This is a genomic window from Levilactobacillus koreensis JCM 16448 (genome assembly GCF_001435525.1).
GTDB classification, from domain to species: domain Bacteria; phylum Bacillota; class Bacilli; order Lactobacillales; family Lactobacillaceae; genus Levilactobacillus; species Levilactobacillus koreensis.
Genome location: NZ_AZDP01000082.1, coordinates 22,714 through 37,660, shown reverse-complemented (window position 1 = coordinate 37,660; position 14,947 = coordinate 22,714). Strand labels below are relative to the sequence as shown.

Annotated in this window: 12 protein-coding genes and 1 riboswitch; of the genes, 9 read left to right on the top strand and 3 right to left on the bottom strand. The window is 50.2% G+C overall.

Features of this window, described 5'->3' with window-relative positions; genetic code table 11:
* Positions 1-119: 119 nt before the first annotated feature.
* The gene (locus FC99_RS07335; RefSeq protein ID WP_048734275.1) at positions 120-977 is read right to left on the bottom strand and encodes a DUF368 domain-containing protein; all 858 of its coding nucleotides are present in this window, start codon (positions 975-977) and stop codon (positions 120-122) included.
* Positions 978-1,323: 346 nt separating this feature from the next.
* Between FC99_RS07335 and FC99_RS07330 the strand changes: the two genes are divergently transcribed.
* Positions 1,324-2,544 (top strand): RNA-guided endonuclease TnpB family protein, encoded by a 1,221-nt coding sequence (locus FC99_RS07330; protein WP_048734278.1) that lies wholly within the window; start codon positions 1,324-1,326, stop codon positions 2,542-2,544.
* Positions 2,545-2,780: 236 nt separating this feature from the next.
* Here FC99_RS07330 and FC99_RS07325 read toward each other — a convergent pair whose 3' ends face one another.
* Both FC99_RS07325 and rlmD read right to left on the bottom strand, forming a co-directional pair.
* Positions 2,781-3,221, bottom strand: a complete 441-nt coding sequence (locus FC99_RS07325) for a DUF2628 domain-containing protein (RefSeq protein ID WP_048734280.1) — start codon at positions 3,219-3,221, stop codon at positions 2,781-2,783.
* 82 nt (positions 3,222-3,303) lie between these two features.
* Positions 3,304-4,659 (bottom strand): 23S rRNA (uracil(1939)-C(5))-methyltransferase RlmD, encoded by a 1,356-nt coding sequence (gene rlmD, locus FC99_RS07320; RefSeq protein WP_048736345.1) that lies wholly within the window; start codon positions 4,657-4,659, stop codon positions 3,304-3,306.
* Positions 4,660-5,306: 647 nt separating this feature from the next.
* Here rlmD and FC99_RS07315 point away from each other — a divergent pair.
* The 8 genes from FC99_RS07315 (at position 5,307) to FC99_RS07280 (ending at position 14,925) form a co-directional block, all read left to right on the top strand.
* Positions 5,307-5,957 carry an ABC transporter ATP-binding protein gene (locus FC99_RS07315; protein ID WP_048734282.1) on the top strand — a complete coding sequence of 217 codons (651 nt, stop codon included), beginning with the start codon at positions 5,307-5,309 and terminating at the stop codon, positions 5,955-5,957.
* Positions 5,954-6,712: an ABC transporter permease gene (locus FC99_RS07310; RefSeq protein ID WP_048734284.1), complete on the top strand. Its 759-nt coding sequence runs from the start codon at positions 5,954-5,956 to the stop codon at positions 6,710-6,712. Before FC99_RS07315 ends, FC99_RS07310 begins: the two co-directional genes overlap by 4 nt.
* Before the next feature lie 446 nt (positions 6,713-7,158).
* Positions 7,159-7,995 carry an oxidoreductase gene (locus FC99_RS07305; RefSeq protein ID WP_048734286.1) on the top strand — a complete coding sequence of 279 codons (837 nt, stop codon included), beginning with the start codon at positions 7,159-7,161 and terminating at the stop codon, positions 7,993-7,995.
* Positions 7,996-8,043: 48 nt separating this feature from the next.
* Positions 8,044-8,148: riboswitch (TPP riboswitch) on the top strand.
* A gap of 90 nt (positions 8,149-8,238) precedes the next feature.
* Positions 8,239-9,027: a hydroxyethylthiazole kinase gene (thiM, locus tag FC99_RS07300; protein ID WP_048734287.1), complete on the top strand. Its 789-nt coding sequence runs from the start codon at positions 8,239-8,241 to the stop codon at positions 9,025-9,027.
* A gap of 19 nt (positions 9,028-9,046) precedes the next feature.
* Positions 9,047-9,862 (top strand): bifunctional hydroxymethylpyrimidine kinase/phosphomethylpyrimidine kinase, encoded by an 816-nt coding sequence (thiD, locus tag FC99_RS07295; protein ID WP_048734290.1) that lies wholly within the window; start codon positions 9,047-9,049, stop codon positions 9,860-9,862.
* Positions 9,862-10,515, top strand: coding sequence for a thiamine phosphate synthase (thiE, locus tag FC99_RS07290; protein WP_048734292.1), 654 nt, complete (start codon positions 9,862-9,864; stop codon positions 10,513-10,515). Before thiD ends, thiE begins: the two co-directional genes overlap by 1 nt.
* Positions 10,516-10,701: 186 nt before the next feature.
* The gene (locus FC99_RS07285) at positions 10,702-12,627 is read left to right on the top strand and encodes an ABC transporter ATP-binding protein/permease (protein WP_048734295.1); all 1,926 of its coding nucleotides are present in this window, start codon (positions 10,702-10,704) and stop codon (positions 12,625-12,627) included.
* Between the two features lie 687 nt (positions 12,628-13,314).
* Positions 13,315-14,925: a putative polysaccharide biosynthesis protein gene (locus tag FC99_RS07280; RefSeq protein WP_048734297.1), complete on the top strand. Its 1,611-nt coding sequence runs from the start codon at positions 13,315-13,317 to the stop codon at positions 14,923-14,925.
* The last annotated feature ends 22 nt before the right edge of the window (positions 14,926-14,947 follow it).

The window sequence follows — 14,947 nt, the reverse complement described above, 5'->3', positions numbered from 1 at the left end:
TAGCCAATTAGCTATCAAAAATCAATGATTATGACTTTCAAAGAACTAATTGGCTATTTTATTGTGATACATAAATTAACTCCGCAAAAACTAGGAGAATTTTTGCGGAGTTCGTCAAATTATTTATATTTTTCTTCAAGTTGGCTCATCCAGTAGCCGAGGGCAATCCCAATTGCAAGAGCTAAGACACTAAACCCAAATGTTGCCCACGTTGCGTTGGCATACGAGATACTCTCGGCGGCGTGACTGTTGGGGACTAAAATTAGGATGGTGCTGGCCGTCACGATGCCCAAGATGAAGTGGTAAACGCGTGAATGGTAGCGATGAATGAGGTAATCCATACCCTTTGAAAAGAGAATCATGGATAGAATGCCCCCAAGTGCAATCGGCAGATAAACCCCAAGTAGATCGAAGTTCTTGAAGCCAGTCAGCATAGGGGTAAACAATCCCAGAATAAGCAATAGATTGGAAGGGCTCAGACCGGGGACCAGCACGCCTAGCGCAATCAGTGCACCAGCGACCATAAATCCGGTAAAATTAGCGGGTAGGGTACCAAAGAGGTCACTCATGAAGTAGAGAAGACCACCACTGATCAACAGAGTACCGAAGAACCACAGGTAGTCGATCCCATCACGAGGTGTTTTGGAACTTGCCGTTTGAGTCAGTGCAGGTAAAGTCCCAACAATGGCACCGGCAAAGCCCCATAGCACGATGACTTGCCAATGAGCCAACAGGTACTCTAGTGGCGCTGACAGCAGGGCAATCCCAACGATGCCACCAAGCCCGACTGGCACGAAATACCAGAAGTCACGTTTGAAATTTTGTCTAAAGTGGGCCATGAAGCCCAATAAGCGTTCATAAATACCAAGAATGGCAGCTAATACACCGCCAGAAACACCGGGTAGAATAAAGCCCAGGGCAATAATAACGCCCTTGAAGAAGCGTTTCACTGGGCCATCGGAGCGAGTAGTTTGCATGAGAATCTCCTTATTTGACTCATTTTCACCAACATACCAGAATTAGGCGGGCGGGACAACCTGTAAGGGTAGAATGCTAGGATAACTTAAATATCACGGACTGATGGATTGGTCGGGTGAAATAGGTTTAGTCGTTTAAACTTAGTTTTGTAAAATACCTATGGCATAGGTATTTTTAGGCATAACTTCTACTGAAAAGATCATAAGTAGATTTATTAACGACTAAGCAGAAAACCTGCGATTTTAATCGCGGGATGAATGCCAGAACTTAACATTTTTCAAAACGTACGTTCCCCTAGAGGCCTAAACATGATATACTTAATCCAATCTACAGGGGAGGTATCCATTGGCTAAATTAGGACGAACAATCAAACTGAGACTCTATCCGGACACTGATCAGGCAGAACAATTTCTAGTGATGAGCCGGGAATATCAACGATTGGCCAATATTGTCAGTCAATGGATTTTTGACCATGAGTTTCAATTGAGCTGGTTAAAAATCAATCACTGGCTGTACAAACAATTCAGGCAGGAATCACCGCTCAATAGTCAGATGATTCAGTCGGTTTTTCGAACGGTTGTGGCTCGCTATAAGACTGTCCGAGAACAGATGAAGCAACATCCTTACCGCTACAAGAACGAGGAAAAACAGTGGATTCAAACTCCTAGAGACCTGGCCTGGTTAGTGAAACCTATCCAGTTTCGCCGACCACAAGCAGATTTAGTTCGCCAGAGTAATTATTCATTTGTAGACAAGATGCGGCAAATCTCAATAACCACACTGGGTAAGCGGACTAAGCTAGGATTCACCGACAGAGGATTCGAGAAATACTTTACGGCGGATTGGAAGCTAGGGACTGCCAAGTTGGTCCATAATCGGGGCAAGTGGTTCCTCCACATTGGTATTACCAAAGAGGTTCCTGATTTCGACCAGCAAGGTAATCCTCAAATCGTAGGGATTGATCGGGGATTACGCTTTTTAGCAACTACCTTTGATAGTGAAGGAAAAACGTTATTCTTTGATGGTCAGAAAATCTTACGTAAGCGGAAGATTTTCTTAGAGATTCGTCGGCAATTACAGAGTAAAGGTACCACGTCTGCCAAGAAAAAACTGAAGCAACTGGCTCAACGAGAGAACCGCTGGATGACCGATGTGAATCATCGGATAGCTAAGACACTCGTTACGATATACGGTTCGCATACACTTTTCGTTTTGGAGGACTTAACCAATGTGACATTCAACACCGATGACTTACCTAAAGCATTACGCAATAGTCACCGTTCCTGGTCTTTCTTCCAGCTAGAATCTTTCTTAATGTATAAGGCTCAGGCCATTCAAAGTAATGTTGTGAAGGTGAATTCAGCATTTACCTCGCAACACTGTCCAAAATGCGGTCTGGTTGAGAAGACTAATAGTCACCATGAAACTCACGAATATTGGTGTCAGCAATGCCAGTATCGGTGTAATGATGACCGATTAGGAGCGATGAATATTGAGATGCTGGGGCAGAACTGGTTGAGCGGTGTCAAGTATCCAAAGATTAAGAAGCTAACAACTGCTGGGTAAACCTGGCAGTTAAACGGGTAGCCGTCAATTACCCGATGATGTTGCCACTACGAGTAGGAGTGCCTACCAGGCATGTTGGACTACTGTGTTGTAAGACACGTGAGCGACAAGCCTCCGAATTCATTCAGGGGCAATTGACTTACCCTGATTTTTTAAGACGACTGTTGTTACGTAAAAATCCCCACTACGATTTCTGGTAGTGGGGATTTTTTCACATCAATTTAAACTGTCACAGTCTACTTTTCCTTAGGTTGTGACCAGTAGTGGGCCTGCATCAACAGGTCACGTGATCGGTCATCTGCCGGCACGAAGCCACGATTAAAGAGATGCTTGAAATACATCATGTTGTAAAGGGAACCCCACACCAGACCGAGAACTGGTTGGAAAACCGATGTGATTTGGGCTAACTGGTTAACATTGACGGTCATGACCAGCAACATGGATACGCTGAGCTCGATTCCCAGAATACAAAGGAGGTTGTACCAGTCTCCCCGAAAAATTGTAGGAAACGGGGGAAAGAACAACATGGTCCATGAAAACCCAACCTTTGCGATGCGCATGTTCCCATCGGCGTTAACGACGGTGGCGTAGTTCGGCGGTAACGGGAGTCCTTGAGGGCCGTTACCATTTTGGTTGTTTTGATCATCGTCGTTAAAGCCCTTAAAAGGATCTTGCATGTCATTTGCCAACTTTCTACGGAATTCGTTCCTTTATCGTTAGTTAAAAGTCTAACACGAAAAGTCGCGACTGCCTATTAATCTATTGGCGCCGAGTTAGTTTAACCACAGCTTCACAGCGGGCGGTTTGGGGCATCATGTCCACGGACTGGATGTAGTTGACCCGGTAATCGTGGGCTAATTCAACCAAGTCCTTAGCCAACGTCGATGGGTTGCAGGAGATATAGACCAGCTTCTCTGGACGTACGGCTAAAATGGTTTCAATCAACTCGCCGTCCAGGCCGGTACGTGGTGGATCGACCACAATAGCGTCCGGCCGAAAGCCACTCATAATCCATTTTGGCAAGAGTTCTTCAGCGGTCCCTAGCTCATAGTGGGCGTTGGTGATGCCGTTAGCTGCGGCATTTTCGTTCGCGTCGCTGACGGCTTCGGGGATGATGTCCATTCCGCGAACCTCTTCGGCCACACTAGCTAGTGACAACCCAATTGTACCGATACCTGCGTACGCATCGACGACCGTTTCGCCTGGTTGTAGGTCGAGGGCCTTCTTTGCTTCGCCGTACAGAACCTCTACCTGGTAAGGGTTCAATTGTAAGAAGGCGCGGGCGGAGAGCTTGAATGCCAAACCGTCCAATTTTTCGGTAATCGTTTCTTCGCCGGCTAAATGACGCGTGTCGTCGCCCCAAACCAGGGAAGTTTCACCTGGATTGATATTTTGCATGACGGAAGTTACTTGAGGGAGCTCGGCGGCGATTCGTTCGAGTAATTCGTGCTTGTGTGGCAGTTTTTGCGAGTTGGTAATGAAGACCAATTGAACGTCATCGGTATGCGCTGCAGCTCGGACGACCAGCGTCTTGACGATACCGGATTTGGCTTCTTCGTCATAGATCGGCATGTCCAAGTCCTGCATCATGGCGACAACGGCCCGCATGACGGTCATTGTGACTGGCATCTGAACTGAACACGTTGGTAGGTCGACTAAATCGTGACTTCGTTCAGCGTACAGGCCAGCTTCAATTTGACCTTCGGCATTACGCCGGACTTGGAATTGAGCCTTGTTGCGGTAGTTGTAAGGGTCATCCATGCCCAGAGTTGGCCGTAGATCGTAGTGACGGTAGCCTTCTGGTTGGTAGCGTTCCAGGGACTGGGCGACAATGTCTTGTTTGAATTTTAGTTGCTCGGGGTAGTCTAAATGTTCTAGCTCAAAGCCACCGACTTGATCGGCGTAGCTATCGCGTGGTTCTACACGGTGGGGACTAGCCTTGCGGATACGGTGAACCTTGGCACGCATGAAGCGCGTGGCGACACTGGTGACTTCCACCACGGCTTCTTCGTCGGTCAATGCGCCCGGCACGAAGACGGCCATGCGCTTGTAATAGCCGATTCCTTCACCATTAATGCCCATGCGCTTGATGGTCAGTGGGAAACGTTGACCCACTTCGACCTGTACGCCCTCGGCTTGACGGTCGTTGTTGCGGCGATCATTGTTGCGACTGAAACTGCCGCGCCGGTCATTGCCCTGGTTGTAGCGGTTGTTTTGGCGGTGGTCATCGTTCCGGTTGCGGTCATTATAGCTGCGATGATTGTTATCGCGGTTGCGGTCGTTATAGCTCCGGTGGTCATTGTCGCGGCCATTGCGGTCGTTATAGCTCCGGTGGTCATTGTCGCGGCCATTACGGTCGTTATAACCGCGGTGGTCGCTGTTCCGATCATTACGGCCAGCGTAGCCACGGTGATCGTTGTCGCGGCTATTACGGTCGTTATAACTCCGGTGATCGTTATTACGGTCACGTTGGTTACTGTGGGCGCTGCGGTCATTACGACTGCCGTTCCCACGGGTGTTTCTGGATTCATAGTTTGCCATGTTTTCTCCTATTATTAAGTCGTTCAGTAGTTACGGTCCTGACTAGTATACCAAATTTTTCTGGTCGTAGGGGTGTTCGCGCCCGTTTGCCAGCTGAACGGAGTGTTAATGGCCAGTTAAAACAACATTTTTCTTTAAAATGAAGCCGTTTCCATAGGCAATTTCAAGCGATTTGGGTACAATGAGACCATATGGACGATTTTTACGGAGGAGGCGGAGCCATGAGCTTGATCACGTTGAAAAATGTGGGGTATCGAGTCGATCAGACCCCAATCTTGACCGACATTAACCTGACGATTGACGCGCGTGAGTGGGTAACGATTGCGGGGCCCTCCGGTAGCGGAAAGTCAACGCTAGTTCGGATTATCGCGTCACTGTTGAGCAAAACCAGCGGTGAGTTGGTCTTTGATGGCCAGCCGATTGAAAGTTACGATCCTATCGTTTATCGGCGACGGGTCTCGTATAGTTTTCAACAGCCGACCCTATTTGGCAATACGGTCCGGGATAATCTCGCCTTTCCTTATCAGATTCGCCAGTTGAGCTTCGACGAAGAGCGGGCCATCACTGGGTTAGAATATGTGGGACTGACGGCAAGTGACCTGGATAAAGCCGTAAATGACCTGTCCGGTGGGCAACGCCAGCGGGTCGCTTTACTGCGCAATGTCATGATTTACCCGGAGGTCTTGATTTTAGACGAAGTTACAGCTGGATTGGATGCCGAAAATAAGGCGTTCGTTTGGTCGATGATCCAGCATTTTAATCAGGATGACGGGCTGACAATCATCGCCATTACCCATGATCAAGAAGAAATCGATGCGGCCAAACGGTTGATCACCATTGAGGATGGCCGCCTCGTGGGAGGTAGCCTATGAATCTTGCCGTAAATAATCAATCGTTAGTCTTAGCACTGGGATTGGTCATGATTGCGTTAGCCATTGGGTGGCACGAAAAATTAGGTATTGACCGTGACATGATCATCGGCGTTGTTCGCGCCGTGATCCAATTGTTTGTGGTCGGTTATTTGCTGAAATATGTGTTCCGATTGAACAATGTTTGGTTGACGGCCATTCTGATTTTAATCATTATTTTTAACGCTGGATACAATGCAAAACAGCGGAGTAATGGGATCCCACGCGCTTTGCCAATTTCCATCGGCGCCATTCTCATCAGTACGACTGTGACGCTGGGCGTGTTGATGTTGGCGGGGGCCATCAAGTTTATCCCATCACAGATGATTCCGATTTCGGGGATGATCGCGTCCAATTCGATGGTGGCAATCGGTCTGTGTTATCGCAATTTGAACGCTCAATTCAAGCAGGAACGACAGGCCGTTTTGGAAAAGCTGGCGTTGGGTGCCGACCTGAAGGATGCGTCCAAGGAAATCCTGCGCGATAGCATCAAGACGGGCATGCAGCCGACAATTGATTCCGCGAAGACCGTGGGGATCGTTAGTCTACCGGGGATGATGTCCGGGTTGATCTTCGCCGGCGTTGACCCGGTGCGGGCGATTAAATATCAAATCATGGTGACCTTTATGTTAATGTCGGCGACCAGCATTGGTTCCGTCCTCGCCTGTTACTGGGCTTACCGCGGTTTCTACAATGAACGGAAGCAGCTGACAATTTAGGTTGATCTTCGTCTGCGGTAGCTAGGTATATTCGCCCATGGGGGACGCCTGAAGCCAGAGAGCGGTCTTCAGGCTCGCCTTTGAGCCTTGTAAAAGACCAAGTCTCAAAGGTCGCCCCGTGGTGTAGGTCGGGAAAATACCCCGACCAACGCCACCGACACGGGGAATATACCTAACTACCTCCGGCTACGACAATCGTAACAGCTTCTTCGGTTTGTTCATGAGTTGGGGTTTAAACAGTCAGGGGTTGTTTCTGGTATTCAACGTTTGAAGTTAAAGATATCAATCAAAGCTGGAGGAGGCCAGGGATATAGTCAGTCGTGTCGGAGGATTGTTTCTCAGTCCGGAGCGTCTCCACAGTAGACGGAAACTCTGGCAGCTGCAGTGTGGAAATTTTGTACCAGTCTGATTCGAAATAAACAGCTAATTCAAGGAGGAAAATACTTATGGCACATCGAAAAGTTGCGTTGGTTACTGGGGCGTCATCTGGAATTGGGAACGCCATTGCTCGGAGTTTGCACCGTAATGGGGTCATCGTTTACGCTGGGGCGCGGCGGGTCAGCCGCATGAATGATTTGGACGACTTGGGAATCACCACGTTGTCCTTAGACGTGACGGACCCCGATAGCGTTGAGCGCGTCGTTGACCGAATCGTTAGTGAGACCGGTCGGATTGATATTTTGGTCAACAACGCCGGTTATGGCCTAATGGGAGCGTTGGAAGATGTTCCTTTATCCCAGGCACAGGACCAATTTGACGTGAACTTATTCGGTGCGGCACGGTTGATTCAGTCTGTCCTGCCCATGATGCGGCAACAACAAGCGGGGCGGATCATCAACATTACCTCCGTCGACGGCAAAGTGGCGCAACCCATGGCCAGCTGGTATGTGGCGTCTAAATTTGCTTTGGAAGGGTTATCCGATTCGCTGCGACTGGAGCTCCAACCGTTAGGCATCGACACGGTCGTCATCGAACCCGGTGGCATTCAATCTGAATGGGCTGACATTGCGGCGAGTCACTTACAGGAAACCTCTGGTAATGGCCCTTACAAGCAAACCGCCAATCGTGCCGCGGCGATTTTAAAAGCCGTTAAGCAGTTCTCCAGTAAGCCTCAAGTGATTGCGCGGTTAGTCGACCGTGCGGCCCTTTCTCGGCGGCCCAAGACCCGTTACCATGCCGGTTCTGGGAGCCAGGTCCTTTATCTGCGGCGCTTCCTGCCCGATAAGATGATTGACCGCGGTTGGCGGCTAATTGGTGAAGTTGCTCAACGGATTATTGAGTAATTTAAGAGTCGTTGACGTTGGTGAAAAACCTGTTATGCTTGAAGTAACCAAGAACACTAGGGGTGTCCGTTAGCGGGCTGAGATGCGAGTAATCGCGATCCCTTGGAACCTGTCAAGTTCAGACTTGCGAAGGGAACGTGTCGTGGCACCCGTCTCGGGCCGCCAGTTCTATCGGGAGCTGACAGCCCGTTTTTTAGTGGCTTGGAAACGCCGGTTGACCGGCAATCATAAGGGGGATTCACCATGAAATTAGCTCTGTTGAATGAGTTACGGCAGCAAAATCCAATCGTCTTTAACATCTCCAACTTTGTCACGGTCCAGGATGTGGCCAACGGATTGAACGCGTTGGGCGCGTCACCGATCATGTCCGAAGAAGTGGCCGAGGCCGACGAGCTACTGGATATTTCCAGTGCTGTTTGTTTAAATCTAGGGGCCTTTACACAGCGCCAGGTCGAGCAAATTAGAACGGTCGGCAAGTTGGCTAATGAGAAACATCGTCCTTTGGTGGTCGATCCGGTAGCGGTGGGGGCCGTTGCCTATCGAAAGCAGGTTGCCACTAAACTATTTCAGGAATTTCATCCAGATGTGATTCGTGGTAACGCTGGTGAGATTGCTGCGTTGGCTGACGTGTCCTGGCAGGCCAAGGGAATCGACGCTGGCGAGGGTGACGGTGACCTAGTTGCCATCGCCCAAGCCTGTGCGCAGAAATTAGCCTGCACGGTCATTTTGTCTGGGCCAACCGATGTCATTACCGATGGCACGCGGACGGTCAAGGTCATGAACGGCACGCCGCTTTTTCAAGTCCACGTGGGCTCCGGTGACATGTTGTCGAGTATTGTGGCGGCGTTCTGTGCGGTTGAAGACGACTATTTTGAAGCAGCCCAAACGGCTTGCCTGGTCTTTGCGGCCATCGGCGAGCTGATTACTAAAAAAACGCCGAATCTAGCTGCGGGGAGTTTTACAGTGCAACTACTGGACGGCTTACAACTGACGACGGTCGACGAGATTAAAACGGTGGCCGCGTATCAGTAGGTAGAAGGGATGAGACAGTATGGCAAATGAATTTCCACAGACCTTAACGATAGCGGGGACCGATAGCGGCGGTGGCGCCGGTGTTATGGCGGACCTAAAGACCATGCAGGAGCGCAATGTCTTCGGTACGGCGGTTATTGTTGCGGTTACCGCGCAAAATACACTCGGAGTGCAGGACTTTATGGCCCTGCCGCAAAAACTGATCGACGAACAATTCGCGTCGTTAGCGGCCGATTTAAAAATTCGGGCGTGCAAGACCGGAATGTTGGCGGACGCCGAGCACGTGCACGGGGTCGTGGAGAATCTAAAACATTATGATTTTGGCCCCTTAACGGTCGATCCCGTAATGATTGCCAAGGGTGGCGCGGCACTGTTGGCTGACGACGCCGTAGAAACGGTGCGCAACGAATTAGTGCCCCTAGCAGATGTCTTGACGCCAAACTTACCTGAGGCGGAACGATTGACGGGCCAAGAGATTACGTCCGCAATTGGCATGGAACAAGCGGCCGTAGCCTTGCAAGACTTGGGTGCCAAAAATGTTGTCATCAAGGGCGGCCATGAAGCGACGCCGGATCAAGCCAGTGATTTTGTTTTATTGGCCGATGGACGGTCGTTTTGGCTGACGGCGCCACGGGTCGATACGGTGCGGACACACGGAACGGGGGATACTTTGTCCTCCTGCATCACGGCTGAACTTGCGAAGGGGGCGGACTTTGAGTCTGCCATTCGCGTGGCCAAGGACTACGTGACGGCAGCCATCGCCAATCCAATCGCGGTTGGCAATGGTCATGGGCCGTTGAACCATTGGGCTTATCGTCAAGGAGGCGCTGAATAATGTCAGTGACATTTGAATCGGGATTACTACGCGCGTATTTCGTTGCGGGAAGCCAGGACGTTCCTGACCGCGACTTGCGTGATGTTTTAGCGACCATGTTGAAGGCCGGCATCACGGCTTATCAGTTTCGGGATAAGGGTGCTAGTCGGTTGACTGCAGCTGACCGGTTGGCGTTGGGCCGCGATTTACGTGACCAATGTCATGCGGCCAGCGTGCCGTTTATCGTGGATGACGATGTCGACATGGCATTGGCCCTACACGCCGATGGCATTCACGTGGGGCAAAGCGATGAGGGCGTCCAACGGGTGATCGATGCGGTCGCTGGGCAGAATCTCTTCGTGGGCTTGTCATGCTCGACGGCTAAAGAGGTTGCGGCGGCCAATCAGGTTAGTGGTATCGACTACTTGGGCAGTGGTCCCATCTACCCGACCACGTCCAAGGACGACGCCGACCCCGTGATTGGGACGACGGGGCTGGCAAAGCTAGTCGACCAAGCCAACGTGCCCATCGTGGCGATCGGCGGTGTGACCGTGGATTCGTTGCCAGCAATTGCGCAGACGGGTGCAGCCGGTGTGGCGGTCATTACGTTACTGACTAACAGCACGCAACCGGCAGCGGACGTGACGGCAATGCGGCAGGCATTTCAGAAATAATCGTTTAAAATATGTAGAGAGCTATCCGTAAGTTGGATAGCTCTTTTTGCCATGGCGGATTAATTTGACCACTAACAACGCCTAATCAAGTCGCCAAAGTAACGAAGAATTTATAGGGTGAAGGACTTGTCGCATAGACGCAAAAGGGGTATTCTTCAAGGCATACCGGTTATGAGGAGGAAGTCTATGAGCTTTTTAGAGTTAAGGGATATTCATAAGTCTTACTACATGAATAAGACGGCGTTCCCCGTGTTAAAGGGAATCGACCTACAGTTCGAGCGTGGGGAGTTCGTTTCTATTTTAGGGGAATCTGGTGGCGGGAAGACCACGCTGATGAACATCATCGGTGGCCTGGACGCCCAGTATGAGGGCGATGTGCTCCTGAATGGAGAATCCGTCCGCAATATTTCGGCAAAGAAACTCGATGCCTTTCGCCGACAGACGATTGGCTTTATTTTCCAAAACTTCAATTTAATTAGTCACCTGAGCATTCTGGACAACGTGTTAGTTTCACTGCAGATGACCGGGCTGAGCCACAAAGAACAGCATGACCGGGCCGTGAAATTGTTGGCGCAGGTGGGGTTAAAGGAGCATATTCACAAGCACCCGAACCAACTGTCCGGTGGGCAAAAGCAACGGGTCGCCATTGCCCGGGCGTTGGCATCTGATCCTGACATCATCATTGCCGATGAGCCAACTGGCGCGCTGGATTCGCAGAACACCAAGGAAATCTTGGCGCTGATGGATGAGATTGCGGCCGATGGTAAATTGGTCATCTGTGTGACCCACTCCCAAGAAGTCGCTGACCACGGGACGCGAATCGTGCACATGGAAGACGGGGTTATTGACCATGATACTCAGCTCAAACCAGCCTTTCCCGTGAAGGACCACAGTGTGTTGCCAGCCAAGCACCTGAGCTTTACGGCGATGGTCAAGATGGCCTTGAAGCACATGCGCTACAATTTGAAACGGAACTTGTTGATCATCTTTGGGGCTTCGATTGGAATCTTCAGTGTGATTCTGATGCTGGGACTCGGTCGTGGGGTCAAGGGGTACATCAATCACGAAATTTATTCGCAGATCAAGCCGACCGCGGTTCAGGTGGCGCAGAATACGGATAGTCAAAAGCCAACGAAACTTGAGATGGGGCAGGCCGACGTGACCCGCATCAAGAAAATCAGCCACGTGAAGAAAGTCGAGCTCGGCTACTACGGGCAAGGCGTTCAGGTTCAGCGTGGCGGGACTTCAGCGACCTCTTCTATTTTTCAAACGATGACTGACCAGATGTTGGCCAAGAGTGTGAAGAAGGGGACCAAGGCCAAGACGGGCGAAGTGATGTTGTCCAAGGTCTTTGCCAAGAAGTTCAACAAGCAACACCCATACCAATTGATCGGTAAAAAGGTCAAAGTGTCCATTACGGGCATGAATAGCAAGCACCTTCCCGTTGTGATGACCAAGTCGCTGACGGTCAGTGGAATTACCGATGACAGTTCGGGTCAACTCCAGACCAATTTACAAACGATTCGCAACATGTACAGCAGTAAAAAGTTGACCTTCAGGGCGAACTTTGCGACGGTCATGATCGACTCGCTGAAAAATGTGACGAGTGTTCAGGATAAGATCAAGGCACTCAAGGCGGACAACGGCAAGAAACAGTACCAGTTGACGGGGGCGGGCGCGATTGTATCGACGCTGAACACCTACATTCAATTGGCGTTCTACGTCTTAGCTGCCATTGCCGGTATCTCGCTGCTGGTATCGGCCATCATGATTATCGTGGTGCTCTACATCAGCGTTTCCGAACGAACTAAGGAGATTGGAATTCTCCGGGCACTGGGTGTTCGGCGCAAGGACGTCCGGCACTTATTCTTGTCGGAAGCCTTCTTCCTCGGTCTGTTCTCCAGTGTGTTAGCGTTGATCTTCACCGAAATTGTCGCACTACTGGCCAATAACGTCGCCAATAAGTACATTGGCTACACGATTATTGAGATCACTAGTAACTACATGATCTTCGGGATCGTCGTTGCGGTCATCATCAGCCTACTAGCGGCCTTGGCACCAGCGGGTCAAGCGGCGAAACTCGATCCAATCGAGTCGTTAGCTTACGAATGATGAGGAAAATTTTGCACTGCGGCGGTACTAAAAGGTTGAAAGTTCCAAAATACCAGTCATGCCTGCTCTAGCAACAACAGTGAGACTAAAACTAGGCAATCTGGTGGGCCCTTCGCCTTACCGGTCGGCAGATATGGGCTGGAACGGTGCGGACGCAACTTGAAGCCTCGAAAAACACGAGTCTTCAAGCTTGGTCTTCTACTAAGCCGGCGGGAAAACACCGCCAACTAAGTAGAACGACGCGCCTGAGCCCATATCTGCCGACCTCTCGGCTTTAAATAAAAAATTGCTGATATTATCTGTATTTTGAGATAGTGTCAGCTTTTTTGTTGTAGTTGGGGATTAAAGCTCTTAGATTTTGTTCACGTCTATCGTCCCCCGTGTGTTCGCAGCTAATTGCGAGAATAGACAGAGAATTCACTATCAGTTGGACTGCGAAAACCATGGTGCCCAGGCATTTCGCTGGTTGTCATGGTAGTAGGCGAATCAGAGCCGTAGTGCGGTCAAGTTTGACTAATATATTGTGACTTAATTTTCTCGTAGGGTGGCGTGCCTGTCTGCCGCAGCGGCCATTTTCAGAACCGAACTCAGCCCAAACGGATGCATTGGTTATGTACAGCGGCTAAGGAGTGGCGTATCCTAGCTAATGATGCCTAACACACTAGACTAGAAATGTGAGCGCAATTTATGGATAAAAAAATTATTTCAGGATCATTTTGGCTCTCATTTGGGAGCATTTTTTCGCGGATTTTAGGGGTGGTTTACCTGATTCCGTGGTTGGCGATGATTGGGTCGCCGCAACATCAAACCGTGGCACAGGCGTTGTTTAACACAGCCTACACGCCATACGCGCTGTTTATTGCGCTGGGGACCGCGGGCTTTCCGTCCGCCATTGCCCGACGAGTCGCGTTTTTTAATGGTGAAGACAGTTTCACTAATTCAAAGCACATTGCGGTCGCGGGGTTTGGCTTCATGGTCGTTTCTGGGGTCATCTGTGGGGCCTTGCTCTATGGAATCGCGCCGGTCCTAGCGGCAAACAGTCCCGTTAGTTCGGTGGCGAACGCGACGATTGCGATTCGGTGCTTAGTGCCAGCCATTGTAATTTTACCGTCAATGAGTATCTTGCGGGGCTGGTTTCAGGGAAACGGGGACCTCAAGCCGTTTGGGATTTCCCAACTATGGGAACAATTTATTCGAATTATTGTTATTTTAGGTGGGACCTATTGGCTGATTGAAGTCGGTCATCAAGGTTACGTGCAGGCGGTCTTCGTGAGCGTGGCGGCGGCCTTTGTGGGAGCCATTGCGAGTTACCTGTACCTGTTGGGCCACTTATGGCGCCAACGGGGTGAGTATCGGCGTTTAACGGCCCAGAGTCAGGACGGTAAGCAGCATGCGGCAAGCCACCTGTTGAAAATGATTGGCTACGAGTCGATTCCGTTTGTGATCGTTGGTTCTGGAATTACCCTGAGTCAATTAGTGGACCAGTTGTTTTTCAAGCAAATTATGCAAGGACTGTTACATCAGTCGGCGGCGATGACCCAGTACGTCTTTACGATCTTCTCGGCTAACCCCAATAAGATCACCACGGTCATTGTCTCGCTGGCCATGGCGGTGGCGGAAACGTCACTCCCATTGTTGGCTGGTAAACTCAGTGATATCAAGGCTAACCGGTCTCAAATCGGCGCGTTACTGACCAACAACTTTCAACTCTTAACGTTCGTCCTCTTGCCGTTAGTTATCATGGTCAGTGCCTTTGCCTACCCCACTTATGGCATTTTCTTTAACTTCGATGGTGCCGGTGCCACCTATCTGGTAGCCAACGTCTGGCAAAGTCTGGTCTTAGGACTGGCGTTAGACTTTTTGACGGTCTTGCAGGCCCTGCGGATGAGCAAAAAAGCGACGACGTATCTACTGATCGGTCTAGGTATTAAAATCGTGCTACAACTCCCATTAGTCTATGTTTTCCAAGGCTACGGGGCGCTGTTGACCACGGCGATTGCCTTTGGGTGGATCACGATTGCCAGTTGGCGTCTGATTCGTCGGAGCTATGCGGTCAAATTGGACGCTATCCTGCCGATCATCAAGCTCAACTTGGTCTTTGCCGTAGCGGCCACAGTGCTGGTCGATGGCTGTCAATGGTTATTCGGCCACGTTTTCTTTACGGGAAAATTGCTGACGATGGGGTACGTGGGCGTGCTCGGTTTACTGACATTGGGCCTGTACGTTTGGCTTGCGAACCGGTTGGGTGTCGCTCAGTTGATTTTTAAACGGCCGTTAAAGGTCGCGCTTCACCGGTAGCTAAAAACGCTGACAAATTTGT